Origin of the sequence: Burkholderia catarinensis (genome assembly GCF_001883705.2) — a bacterium.
Taxonomy (GTDB): domain Bacteria; phylum Pseudomonadota; class Gammaproteobacteria; order Burkholderiales; family Burkholderiaceae; genus Burkholderia; species Burkholderia catarinensis.
The window spans coordinates 1-12,594 of record NZ_MDEQ02000021.1 but is presented as its reverse complement, the minus strand read 5'-3'; the positions used below and the strand labels follow the sequence as shown (position 1 = coordinate 12,594).

General features: G+C 60.5%; 9 protein-coding genes and 1 pseudogene. 9 read left to right on the top strand and 1 reads right to left on the bottom strand.

The window, feature by feature from the left end:
* Positions 1-2: 2 nt before the first annotated feature.
* The gene (locus tag BFF94_RS27715; RefSeq protein WP_128847643.1) at positions 3-803 is read right to left on the bottom strand and encodes a transporter substrate-binding domain-containing protein; all 801 of its coding nucleotides are present in this window, start codon (positions 801-803) and stop codon (positions 3-5) included.
* A gap of 368 nt (positions 804-1,171) precedes the next feature.
* Here BFF94_RS27715 and BFF94_RS27710 point away from each other — a divergent pair, with 368 nt between their 5' ends.
* The 9 genes and pseudogenes from BFF94_RS27710 to BFF94_RS27670 all read left to right on the top strand — a co-directional run.
* Complete coding sequence (locus tag BFF94_RS27710; RefSeq protein WP_128847641.1) at positions 1,172-4,351, top strand: type VI secretion system Vgr family protein; 3,180 nt, start codon at positions 1,172-1,174, stop codon at positions 4,349-4,351.
* A 35-nt stretch (positions 4,352-4,386) separates the two neighbouring features.
* Positions 4,387-9,090, top strand: a complete 4,704-nt coding sequence (locus tag BFF94_RS27705; RefSeq protein ID WP_128847638.1) for an RHS repeat-associated core domain-containing protein — start codon at positions 4,387-4,389, stop codon at positions 9,088-9,090.
* Positions 9,091-9,105: 15 nt separating this feature from the next.
* The gene (locus tag BFF94_RS27700) at positions 9,106-9,534 is read left to right on the top strand and encodes an NTF2 fold immunity protein (protein WP_128847636.1); all 429 of its coding nucleotides are present in this window, start codon (positions 9,106-9,108) and stop codon (positions 9,532-9,534) included.
* A gap of 121 nt (positions 9,535-9,655) precedes the next feature.
* Positions 9,656-10,045 carry a hypothetical protein gene (locus tag BFF94_RS27695; protein ID WP_128847633.1) on the top strand — a complete coding sequence of 130 codons (390 nt, stop codon included), beginning with the start codon at positions 9,656-9,658 and terminating at the stop codon, positions 10,043-10,045.
* 450 nt (positions 10,046-10,495) lie between these two features.
* Positions 10,496-10,813 (top strand): DUF7716 domain-containing protein, encoded by a 318-nt coding sequence (locus tag BFF94_RS27690; protein ID WP_128847631.1) that lies wholly within the window; start codon positions 10,496-10,498, stop codon positions 10,811-10,813.
* 109 nt (positions 10,814-10,922) lie between these two features.
* Complete coding sequence (locus BFF94_RS27685) at positions 10,923-11,396, top strand: DUF4265 domain-containing protein (protein WP_246637425.1); 474 nt, start codon at positions 10,923-10,925, stop codon at positions 11,394-11,396.
* Positions 11,378-11,770 (top strand): Imm1 family immunity protein, encoded by a 393-nt coding sequence (locus tag BFF94_RS27680; protein WP_128847627.1) that lies wholly within the window; start codon positions 11,378-11,380, stop codon positions 11,768-11,770. The genes BFF94_RS27685 and BFF94_RS27680 overlap by 19 nt, the downstream gene beginning before the upstream one ends.
* 34 nt (positions 11,771-11,804) lie before the next feature.
* A complete protein-coding gene (locus BFF94_RS27675; RefSeq protein WP_246637424.1) occupies positions 11,805-12,146 on the top strand; it encodes an immunity protein Imm33 domain-containing protein in 342 nt (113 codons plus the stop codon).
* A 160-nt stretch (positions 12,147-12,306) separates the two neighbouring features.
* Positions 12,307-12,594, top strand: a pseudogene (locus tag BFF94_RS27670) (IS3 family transposase); the annotation flags it as partial.

Genomic DNA, 12,594 nt, shown 5'->3' with positions numbered 1-12,594 from the left:
GCTTACTGCGCGACCGGCACCGTCACGTCGCTGCCGAACCAGTGCATTGAGATCTTCTTCAGCGTGCCGTCCTTGCGCAGCGAATCCAGCGCGTCGTTGACCGCCTTCTCGAACTTCGGATTGCCCTTGCGGAACGGGATCGCCATTTCCTGCTTGCCGCCGTTCAGCACCGCGCCCGCGCGCAGCGGCAGGTTCGACGTCTTGATCATGTACGGCAGCATCAGGCGGTCGTCGAGCGTCGCCTCGATCCGGCCGGCGGCGAGGTCGCGCAGCTTCTCCGGCGCGCCCGGATAGGTCTGCACCTCGATGCCCGGCACGGTGCGCGCCATCTGGTCATAGTTGGTGCCGAGCGTCACGCCGAGCTTCTTGCCCTTGAAATCGTCGAGCGACTTGAAGTTGCGCGTGTCGTCCTTGCGCTGGATCAGCTGCGCGGCCGAGTACGTGTACGGCTGGCTGAAGTCGAGCGCTTCCTTGCGCTGCGGCGTGATCGTGACCTGGTTGACGATCACGTCGAACTTGCCGGCCTGCAGGCCCGCGATGATGCCGCTCCATTCGGTCGGGATGAACTGCGTCTTCACGCCGAGCTTGCCGGCAACCGCGTTTGCGACGTCGACGTCGAAACCCTCGAGCTGGCCCGACGTGCCGCGCGAGTTGAACGGCGGATACGTGCCTTCGAGGCCCACGCGCAGCACACCGGCTTTCTTCACCGAATCGAGCAGGTCGTCCGCGTGCGCGGCGACGGCCGTGAAGCCGAGAGCCGACGCGAGCAGCAGGCCCGACAGCAGGAACTTTGAACGTTTCATCGCAGATCTCCAGGGTTTTCAGTGTGATGTTATGCGCGCCGGACGCCAGTTGAGCCCGGCCGGCCGGAATGCGGGCACGTAGACACTACTCGCAACCGGGCTGCGCCGGAACCGGAATTGGCCCTGATTGCAATCGATTTCTCGAGGCGCGGCAGACCCGCCGATGGTGCCGCTGCGGATCGGTACGGTTGGCGCCACGCAATCGGTCGGCCAAGCCCCCACGGGCTTCTTTCCAATCGTCGAGAAAATGCTCTTTTAAATCAGGTCATTTTCCCGGTTCGCGTAGTAATTTGTCTGTAAAATCGCGCGGGAGAAATCGAATGCTGCGCCATCCGAGGGCGCGTCAAAAGAAGAAAAAGGCCGTTGCCATGAACATGCAGAACACTATTGCCGCATTGCGCGGCGGGTTGCTTCAGCAGGACCGGCTGCTGAAGCTCGATACGCCGTTGGGGGCCAATGTCCTGACTGTGCAGCGGGCGGTCGGCCGCTCGCGCATCGGGCGCGCGTACGAGTTCACGCTCGACGTGCTGTCGACCGATACCGATCTGGAACTTAAAAGGCTGATCGCGCAGCCGGTCACGTTGTGGATCCAGCAGGGCGATCGCAGCTACCGGCCGATCAACGGCTACGTGCACACCGCGCGCCGGCTCGGCGCCGACGGCGGGCTTACGACCTATCAGCTCACGTTCGCCGATTTCACCCATTTCCTGAAGTTTCGCCGCGATCAGCGGCTCTGGAACGACACGACCGTCGACCAGATCATCAGCGACGTGCTGAACAAGCATCCGCAGGCGCAGGGCCATTTCCGTTTCGCGCTGTCGAAGCCGCTGCCGAGCCGGTCGTACACGCGCCAGCACGACACCGACTGGCATTTCGTGCATCGGCTGATGGAGAACGAAGGGCTTTACTGCGCATGGCAGCAGGCCGACGACGGCAAGTCGCATACGCTCGTGATCACCGACAACCTGCAGGCGTTCGCGCCGCTGTCGCCGGAGACCGTGCGTTTCTATCACGGCGGCGCGGCCAGCGAAGCCGATGCGTTCACGCAATGGTCGGGCACGCGCACGCTGCAGAGCGTCACGCGATCGACGCGCACGTTCGACTACAAGAATCCTTCGCAGCCGTCGAATCCGAAAGGCACGTCGCTGCCGACGATGGGCGGCCAGGGAGAATTGCCCGACCAGCTCGAGGTGTACGAGTACACGGGGGCCTATACGTATCTGGACCAGACGCGCGGCGACCATCTGACGAAGGTGCGGATGGAGGAGTGGGAGTCGCAGGCCAAGCGCTTCCATGCCGCGGGCGGCGTGCGCGCGATCGATGCCGGCCGGCGCTTTACGCTGGCCGATCATCCCGAGCACGATCGCGATTCCGCCGATCAGCGAGAGTTCGCCGCGATCGAGGTCGCGTGGTGGATCGAGAACAACCTGCCCGTCGCGAGCGACAGCGCGGACTTTCCGTACAGCCTGCGCGAGGCATTGACCCAGGCGCAGGACGGCTACGGCGCCGATCCCGCGTTTCGCGTGCCGCACGACGACGGGTCGGCCGGCTTCTATCTCGTCGAGGTCGAGGCGCAGCGCGTGAGCGTGCCGTATCGCAGCCCGTTCGAGCACCACAAGCCGGAAATGCACCTCGAGACGGCGATCGTCGTCGGGCCGCAGGGCGAGGAGGTTTATACCGACGCGCTGAACCGGATTCGCGTGCAGTTCGTGTGGGATCGCCTGAATCCGGGCAACGAGAACGCATCGTGCTGGGTGCGCGTGGTGCAGTCGGATACGGGCGGCGGGTACGGCGGCGTGCATGTGCCGCGCATCGGCGAGGAAGTGCTGATCGACTACGTCGGCGGCGACTGCGACCGGCCGCTGGCGGTCGGGCGTGTGTACAACGGCGCGAACCAGCCGCAGTGGCATACCGACGGGATCCTGTCGGGCTACCGGTCGAAAGAGTATTCGGGCGGCGGCTACAACCAGCTCGTGATGGACGACGCGACCGGGCAGAACCGCGTGCAACTGATGAGCAGCAGCGCGAACAGCCTGCTGCATCTCGGTTACATCATCGACCAGAGCGGCAACTCGCGCGGGTCGTATCTCGGCAGCGGGTTCGACCTGCGCTCGGATGCGTATGGCGCGGTGCGGGCGAGCCAGGGCCTGTACGTGACGACGCATCCGAAGGCGGCCAATAGCCAGCCGCTCGATGTGAAAGAGGCGCAACAGCAGCTCGTGACGGGCGAGAGCCTCGTCGAGGCGATGTCGGGCGTAAGCGAGCAGCATCAGGCCGAAAGCCTGAAAGACGCGCAGGACACGATGCGCGCGTTCACCGATGCGACGCAGGACAGTGCCTCGGGCAGCGCGTCCGGCGGGCGCACGGCAGGCGGCGGCATGGGTAATGCAAATGCGTTCAAGGAACCGGTGATGCTGTTCGGCAGCCCGTCGGGGATCGGGATGTCGACGCAGCAGTCGCTGCACATGGTCGCGAACGATCACGTGAACGTCGCGAGCGGACAGAGCGTGCATGTTGCCGCGGGCAAGTCGCTGATCGGGAGCATCGGGCAGAAGCTGAGCCTGTTCGTGCAGAACGCGGGGATGAAGCTGTTCGCGGGCAAGGGCAAGGTGGAGATCCAGGCGCAGTCGGACAACATCGAGGTGACCGCGCAGAAGGCCGTGAAGATCGTGTCGGCGACGGACCGGATCGAGATCGCGGCCGATCAGGGGATTCTGCTGACGAGCGGCGGCGGGTATATCCGCATCCAGGGCGGGAATATCGAGATCCATACGCCGGGTGCGGTGGATGTGAAGGGCGCGTCGCATACGTTCGCGGGGCCGGCGAGCATGGGGTATCCGTTGCCGAGTCCAAGGCCGGATCAGCCGGGGCAGTTGGAGTTACTGCATACGTATGGGAACGGCGAGCCGGTGAAGGGCGGTTTGTTCTCGGTGCTCGATGCGAACGGCGGGCTGTTGAAGAAAGGGGCGCTCGACAACAACGGGCACATGATCGTGAGCGGCCTGCCACCGGGGGCGGTGCAGGTGAAGTTCGGGGAGGATCCGCGCTCGCAGGATCAGCAGTCGAGCCGGTTCAATGTTGCGTCGTGGCCGGCCAATCCGGCACCAGCGGCAGGTGCCGCTGAAACCGCACAGGCACAGCTCGGGTCGTTTTTGCCGACAGCGGGAGGCGCGGCAGGCGCGTTGACGGGGCTGGCAGGCGCAGCGTCGCAAGGTGGCGCAGCGCTTGCGAAGGCAGCTGTCGGGCAAGGCATGGGCATGGCCCAGCAAGCTGTGGGAGGCATGTTGCCGGCGGGTGCATCGAATGCGCTTGGTGCTGCAAAAACGCTTGCGGGGTTGGCAAGCTCTGCGTCGCAAGGCGGTGCTGCCCTCGCAAAGGCAGTGGCCGGCCAGGGGCTCGGCATCGCGCAGCAAGCAGCGGGCAACGTGTTGCCGGCAGGCGCGCAGGCAGCCCTGTCACAAGCGGGCCAGTTGAGTGCCGCTGCGCAGCAGGTCGGTGGTCTCGCGCAAACGGCTCGTAGTGCCGCTGCCGCGCTGAAGATGAGCTGAGTGTCGCCCTTTCAATTTTCCCGGAATAAAAAATCATGACCGCTGCGGGCGTCATTCAACCCAAACCTACCGATGTGTTCGTGTCTCCGATCATGAAGATCACGGAGGCTGATGTACAAGCTGGCATCGATGTATTCGACAAGTGGCTGATCAAGGTCAGCGGGGGGGCCGTTAACGTCAGCCGACTGAAGATGGTCGCGGAGAATGTGCCTGTTCTGGCCAATATCTTTGCGGCGGTCGATGCGGTGCTCGATATCAAGGAGATGATCGAGCGCGGCAGCAAGGCGATCGGTATGTTCGATTGGGTCAATCTCGGTCTCGATCTCATCGGGGTCGTGCCGTTGCCCCCGGCCACTGCCGAGCTTCGCCTGGGCGCTCGCCCGGTGTTGAAGCTCATTCGACAGGAGATCGTCAAGAGCGGAAAGGCCGTGGGCGAGGCAGCGTTGCAGGTGCTACGCGACTCGGTCGTCGCGGCAATCGTCGCGAACGTGCAGGAACGCTATGCGGGCGAAATCGAGAAATTCCTGAAGGTGATGCGCGATGGACTGAAGGAGGTGCTCGATCATTGCGCCAAATTCATCGGCGATCTGATGAAGGCGATCGCCGATCTGTTCGCGCATGCGGCGGGGAAGAAGTACGAAGTCGGGCACAACGTGAAGTCGGCCGGGTCGCATTTGAAGGATGTCGGGAAGGCGCTTGTTGCGTATGACGGCAGGAAAGTTCTCAGTAGCGGGCTTGGGTTTCTCACGGACTTCGTGAAGATCGAAGGGAAGGCTGCCATCAACACGGTCACCACAGTTGCGAATATGGTGGACGACGAAGCGCCGAAGAAGCTGCAGCTTTTCGCCGACGATATCTACAACCGAATTCCGACGGTCCAGAAGTGCATCCGGGAGTTGGATGGGAACGACGCGGGCAAGCTCGGCTGGTTGATCATGATCGGCGAAGACGGTATGCGGAGCTGGCGCAAGCGCAATCCGAAGCCGCATGCGACGGGGATCCAGGAGAACGGGACGACGAAGGTCGCTGAAAAGCGAGCGGAGCATCGGGTGGACACGGTGCGACATACCGCAGATGCGAAGCATCCGGGGCCGAATTGCTGCCTTACGCACTCCCCAGTGAAGACACCACCTGCTGCCACCGAGCATTCAATCGGATTCGCGCTCGGCGATGAGCAGATCAACCACGAAGATTTCACGATTGAGGGGCCGTTGCCCATAGTCTGGCGGCGCACCTATCGATCGTTCTTCGACGCGAACGACGCGCATGGCGAATTTGGGGCGCGGTGGATTACGCCGTATTCGACTCGTTTGGACATTGATAAAAGCAAGCTCGTCTATCACGACGCGACCGGACGCAGTCTCGAATATCCGTTGCTCGACGCCGGAGGTGCGCATGATGATCCCGCCGAGGGGCACACGTTATTGCGTCTTGACGATCGGTGGCTGACGCTGACGCGTGGGCACACGCTGCTCGAAACGTATGAGCGACACGACAACGTGTTCCGTCTTGCGTTCGTCAAGGATCGCGCCGGCAATCAGGTAACGCTCGATTACGATGCTCAAGGACGGTTGCATCGGTTGATTGCGCCGCATTCACAGGTGGCATTCCGGCATGACGCACGTGGTCGCATCGTTGAAGTCACGCATCATGACGCACAGGGCGAATACATTGGTGTGCTTGCCCGTTATGAATTCAATGACGAAAATGATTTGATCGGCGCGACCGACCGCTACGGCAATCGTCGCGAATACCGTTATCGTCACCACCTCGTGACGCGATATACCGATCGTACCGGTCGCGGCGTGAATCTCGAATGGAACGGTGACGGACCGAAGGCAAAGTGCTTCCGCGAGTACGGGGATGACGGCAGCGATGAGGTGACTTTGGCGTGGCATCCGAACTTTCGGATGGTCAGCGTGACCGATGCGCTCGGTAACGTCACGCACCACTATTACGACAGCAAGGGCTATTCCTTCCGTGTGATTCATCCGGACGGCAGCGAAGAGTGGATGTATCGGGACGAGAACGACAGGCTCGTTCAGTACATCCACCGCGACGGTGCCGTCGAGCATATGGAGTACGACACACGCGGCAACTTGGTACGTCATCAACGCACCGACGGCAGCGTGATCGAGATGGCGTACGATCAGAAGAATCAGCTCGTGCGCGTGACGGATCCGCTTGGACATCCGTGGCTGCGCGAATATGACGACGCCGGAAACATGGTTGCACAGGTCGACCCTCTCGGGCACAAGACCGAATTCGCGTACGACGGGCAGGGACTCGTTACCCAGATCAAAGATGCGAAGGGCGGTACGAAGGCGCTTAAGTACGACACCGCCGGTCAGTTAATCAGCTATACCGATTGCTCGGGAAAGACGGCGCAATGGATGTATGACGCTCAAGGCCGGCTCTCGGAGACGAAAGACGCCGCAGGTGGGGTGACTGCGTACCGCTATGGCACGAATGGTCAGTTAGTTGAGGTGGTGTCGCCCGCCGGTCGAGAGCAACTGAGCTATGACGCGGAAGGGCGTCTGCTGACACACACAGATCCGTTAAATCGCAACACGCGTTATGGCTACGACGTGAGGGGGCGTATCAATATCCGTACCGATGCATCGGGGCAGTCACTGTCGTATCGCTATGATCGACTCGGGAGGCTCGTTGCGTTGACCGACACGAATCACGCGACTTACGCGTTTCGATATGACGCGACGGGCAGACTGATCGAGGAGGTCGATTTCGGCGGGAAGGCGACGCGCTACGCGTACGACGAGGCGAGCAGCCATCTCGAGTCGGTCGACGAGGCTGGCCAGATCATGACGATATCCCACGATCGCGGTGGGCGTCTTCAAGGTCGGTCGGTTGGCGATGAGGCAGAACGCTTCACATACGACTCGTTGGGGCGATTGATCGAAGCGAGCAACCGACACAGCCGGGTTCAGAGTTTCTTCGACCCGGTCGGCAATCTGGTGCGCGAGCACCATGCATATGATTTGTTCGGCACGAGCCGGAGCTTCGTGTGGCATCACCAGTACGACGAAATCGGCAACCGGATCAAAACGGTCCGACCAGATGGCCGCGTGGTCGATTGGCTCACATATGGCTCCGGGCACGTCCACGGGATGATGCTGGACGGCAAGGAACTCGTTCAGATCGAGCGTGATGATCTGCACCGGGAGACGTTGCGCACGTTGCCGAGCAAGATCGATCAACGCACAGCATACGATTCTGCAGGGAGGTTGGCGCAGCGGACCGTGCAGCGTGCGAATGCACCTGCAGCGCTGGCCGAGCGCCGCTATCGTTACGATGCGGCTGGTCAGCTCGTGCAGATCGAAGACAATCGCAAGGGGTTGACGGATTATCGCTACGATCCGGTTGGCCGACTGCTCGAGTCGATCGGACCGGCCGGCAAGGAGCGGTTCGCATTCGATCCGGCGAGCAATATCATCGATCCAGCACGCGTTGAGACGGTTCTCAAAGAGAGCCGACCGAGCCCGGTGCGTGCGGAAAGTTCACTGCCTCCCGAGGTGCCCAAGGTATTGGGCAATTTGCTGAAGCAATATGCAGGGCAACATTTCGAGTACGACGCGCGCGGCAATCTCGTGCACCGCAGATCACCGGCGGGCGAGCAACGTTACGAGTGGAATGCGTTTAATCGGCTGACGGTTGCGAGGGTAAAGGAGACCGCGCGCAGCAGTGAGTCACGGTACTACTACGATGCGCTGGGTCGTCGTATTGCGAAAGAGGTGAGCGGCGAGCGTACGATGTTCGGGTGGGACGGCGATACGCTGGCGTATGAGAGCGGAGAGCAGGGCAGCACGCACTACCTTTACGAAGCAGAATCGTTCGTGCCGATGGTGCAATACGTCAGTGCGCCTGTAAGTGGATTCGAGACGCCATTGCGCGGCGACGCTGATCGCTATGCGCCGGAACATGATCCGCTGCAACGGGTGCCGGAGCGGATGGGACAGGCACATGCCTTCTATTACCACTGCGATCAGATCGGCACGCCGCAATTGCTTACGGATGAGGATGGCGACGTCGTGTGGGAGACGTCGTACAAGGCGTGGGGTGACGCGCGGGAGGTGATCGTGCGGGCGTCGAGGGCGGCAGGGGTTGCTCCGAAGAGTTCGCTGCGGTTTCAGGGGCAGCAATTCGATGAAGAAACGGGGCTGCACTATAACCGCAACCGCTACTATGATCCGCAGACGAGTAGGTTCATATCGAAGGATCCTATCGGGCTGGCCGGTGGTATCAACGTGTATCAATACGCGCCTAATCCGATCGAATGGGTCGACCCTCTTGGCCTCTGGGGCAAGAATCCGATTTCGAAATATCGATACAACACCAACGGCACACTAAAGAGCGCTACCGCTAAAATCCGTCCCGAGGATTTGGGCACTGGTACCACAACCAATGCAAGTTCACGCGCTGCGGCTCGAGCCTTTGGGTGTGCTAGCGATGATGCAGGGCACCCGATTGCACGCAACCTTGGCGGTCTTGGTGGCGTCAAGGAAGTTTTTCCCCAAGATCCGGGTAAGAATCGAGGCGAATTCCGGGATTTCGAAGGCGACATTGCTGATGCTGTCAGGGGCGGGAGCAATGTTATCGTTCGAGTCGTTCCACAATACGATGTAGGCTCAACGCGGCCTCATTCTGTTCTTTATCAAGCCAGAGTTGACGGGCAGACTGAATCGCGGGTCTTCCCCAATCCCTGTCCATGTAAGTGTTGAGGAAGGAGTAAGACGATGTCACCCGTCGATCGACTACAAACGTTTATCCGCCAGATGTTGGAGTGGGAAACGAACTTTCACGCTGAAAAGAGGAGCGATGCGTACAAGCAAGACCCGAATTATCGGGAGAAAATCAATCAAGATGCCAAGCTCAAATTGAAGGAAATTTTCTCCGAGAATCTCAGCGCGAAAGCGTTGAGTGCCCTTGGTGTGGCAAGACTCGATACTCTTGGAACGGGGCAGCCGCCCGAGTATGACCAGGCTGTTTTGGTTGACACCGAGGTACATTCTGGGAATAAAACCAATATCGAGGCAATTAGGCAGAAGGGGCTCAAACAACGTTACCGTTACACGGTGATCGTCGAGAAAGATCTGCCAAAAATCGACGACGTAAGTGTTTGGCGAGGAAGTCTTGGAAAATGGGAGCGCCGTCACGCGATTTAAAGATAAATCGTGTACTTCGGGCACCCGACATGATCAGCTTTTTATTGATCGAGGAGGCGGACTGACGCATTGTTTTGACTGGTAGTGATACTCGTAGCTTCGTTCTGTCGGAGAGGCTGGCTTGAATGATTTCGTCGAACACATCACGATGATTGAACTCGATCATGAGCGGAGCGGCTTCGCACTTGTTTTTGATGCCAACGCCGGTCAACGTCTTTTGATGGCGATCGGTGCGTGGGACGACCATGCATCCCTCAGCATGGAAGTGTTCGATCGTCGAGCCGAAAGGGTGATCGAAGTGCAGTTTTGCTTCGGATGCGACGATTGCATCGAGTTCCGTGCGAAAGGTATCGTCATCACGCTATCTCGAGACGCGAGTGACTATGCTTCACACAAACTCGAGGAGCTGATCCAGAAGAATGGCTTCTCGACACCAGAGTTCTGGCAATTCAATCATCCGAAAAAGCGGAAGACGACAATCGATACTTTCCTGGTGCTGAAGACGGATTAGCGCATCGATGGCGTACTCGACTCTTGACCGATCCCCGTCAGAGGCAGATTTCGCGTCGCTCGTCATTAATCCCTTGCGTGTGACAATCGGTTCCAGTCATGGTCAGCGTGCGTGCTATATCCGTCAGGAGCCCAACGAAATGGATTTCAGATTCGTCGCGATACACGTTCGAGGACGGTGTCCACATCGTCGGCCTCGCGGGCCACGACCCTCCGTCCAGCTACATGATCCTGTAGCGCGGAACTGAAGATGACGAGCGTGAGGCGATCACGCCGCGCCTCGATTGATTCGCGGCGGAGCATGAGGCGACAACGGTCGCAGGGCTAACCTCATGTGTGCGGAATTGGCATAATCACGGCTCGCTGACACGAGCGCTACGGCGCATGCACATCCTTGCGCCCGTCACATTGCTATGCTGGCACACTTACCTCAGTTATTACCGCAATACCCATGTCGACCACCCTCGCGACCGAAGTGTCGCTGAAACACATTCTCGAACACCCAGGAGATTTCTCCGGCTGGCTTTACCTGCCGCCGATGCCGTGGACGCTCGACACGGAGGGCGCATTCTCCGAGGACACCGAAGATGACGAAGACGTCTCGGCGCCGGCCGTCGCCCGGCAATCCGGCTGGCAGATCACGCTCGACAGCGCGACGATCGATGACATCGTAATCAACGCGCATGACCAGATCGACGAGCCGAGCATGGTCCAACTGTTCGACGCGTTCGTGTTCTACATCGAAAACGACGCGTTCATTCTGTTCTGACGACACGCAGGCCGCTCGCCGGCGGCGTGCAATGTTCAATCGAGGGGGGGCGATGCACGACGCGAATCTGAAGCCGCTCGTCGACGAACTGCGCGACCGCGATGTCGACGTGATCTACGTCTATGCCGGCCGTTCCGGCGACGGGCCGGTTCACGAGGAGCTTCCGGCTTGCGAGGTCGAGCCGGGCGTCTACGTGTTGCTGGCTTCGCCGGGCCTGACACTGAATCTCGCAAGAGGCGACGTCATCCGCATCGACGACCCCGATCGCCCGGCGACCGTGCTCGAGCGCGGCGGAAACTACTGCATCCAGATTTACGGCGACGCGATTGCGCTCGATGAAATCGACCGACTCGAACACGAGGTCGGAACCGGGCTGGGCGGAACGCTGGATGGCCGCCATGGCGGCTCGCTTGCGTTGTCCGTGCCGGCAAAGGTTGGCGGCGAGCGAATTCGTATCGTGTTCGACGGCTTTACCGCACGAACCGGGATCGCCTGGTACTACGCGAACATCTACCGGAACTTCGAAGATCCGGACGATGAAGCGCTGCTCGATTGGTGGCTCGAATGCGAACAACGAAAGTAATCAAGGAAACAACCATCGGCAACCGTTCGCACGTGACGGAAGCGCGATGCGACGACCCCGCGCAAGCGATCGCGGCCGTCGAAAGACTGAACGGCCGAGATCGCTCGACAGTCGTATTCGACGCGAACGACGCCACGGTGATGACGATCGGCGGAGGCAACGACGGCCGGTATGTCGTCTTCATCGCATCGGAGATCGACGCCGCGCTGCTGAACCTGACAACCCCGGAAGCCTCGGCGGACGAAACGATCGAACTCGTCGCGGGAGGCCAGCGAGGCCGCTATCCGGCGCGGCAGTGCGTCGATCGCGCGACGGCTACGCAGGCTGCCGCCTGTTTCGTGTCAACCGGCGGCGCCGATCCGCGGTTATGCTGACAAACCGGTTGACTCGCCGCACGGCAGGAACGAAATGAACATCGCAGACGATCCCGCAGCGCTGCGCGCGCATCAAGAAGCCATTTGCGCGCGATACGGCCTGCATGCCGTCGAGCCTGAAGACATGGTTGCCGTCGCGATGTCGACGCTCGGGAGCATGCCTGTCTACGGCACTCGCGTCGCGTTGTCCGAAGGCGATAACGTGGGCTGGTTCTTCCATTGCGGTGAATACTCCAATGCCGCCGATTTTTATCAGCCGTTGCATGCCGCACACCTGTCGACCTACCTGCCGTCGGTTCTGCCTTATCTGCGGCTGCCGGCCGGCGCGCGCTTCATCATCGACGATGCCGGCTATGAAGACGTCTGGATGGCGTGACGCATCGGCACGCCATCGATCCGTCAAACCTTCGCGGTCTTTCAGGCATTCTGAGAAAACGGGCATGAACAAAAAAGGACCGCCAAGCGGTCCTTTTTTCATGAAGCTGACCCGTCCTGAAATAGGTTGACACTTTTTCGCCGAAACGAAGAGGTGCCAAGTGGAGCAAGGGATCAAGCGGACCCAGCGGGACTACAGCCTGGCTTTTAAGCTGTCGGTGGTGACGCAGGTCGAAAAAGGCGAGCTGACGTACATAGAGGCGCAGCGACGCTACGGAATTCAGGGACGCTCGACCGTACTGGTATGGTTACGTAAGCACGGCTTGCAGGATTGGGCCGATCCATCCGGGCGTGCGCGATCGGGTTCCACCATGCCAAAGCAAGACTCAAAGCCGCTCACACCGGAGCAGCGCATCAAGGAGTTGGAGACGCAGTTGCGAGAAGCGCAG

Excerpts from the sequence above, each read along its gene's own strand:
- BFF94_RS27715 (WP_128847643.1), bottom strand. The coding sequence starts at position 803 with ATGAAACGTTCAAAGTTCCTGCTGTCGGGCCTGCTGCTCGCGTCGGCT.
- BFF94_RS27710 (WP_128847641.1), top strand. The coding sequence starts at position 1,172 with ATGAACATGCAGAACACTATTGCCGCATTGCGCGGCGGGTTGCTTCAG.
- BFF94_RS27705 (WP_128847638.1), top strand. The coding sequence starts at position 4,387 with ATGACCGCTGCGGGCGTCATTCAACCCAAACCTACCGATGTGTTCGTG.
- BFF94_RS27700 (WP_128847636.1), top strand. The coding sequence starts at position 9,106 with ATGTCACCCGTCGATCGACTACAAACGTTTATCCGCCAGATGTTGGAG.
- BFF94_RS27690 (WP_128847631.1), top strand. The coding sequence starts at position 10,496 with ATGTCGACCACCCTCGCGACCGAAGTGTCGCTGAAACACATTCTCGAA.
- BFF94_RS27680 (WP_128847627.1), top strand. The coding sequence starts at position 11,378 with ATGCGAACAACGAAAGTAATCAAGGAAACAACCATCGGCAACCGTTCG.
- BFF94_RS27675 (WP_246637424.1), top strand. The coding sequence starts at position 11,805 with ATGAACATCGCAGACGATCCCGCAGCGCTGCGCGCGCATCAAGAAGCC.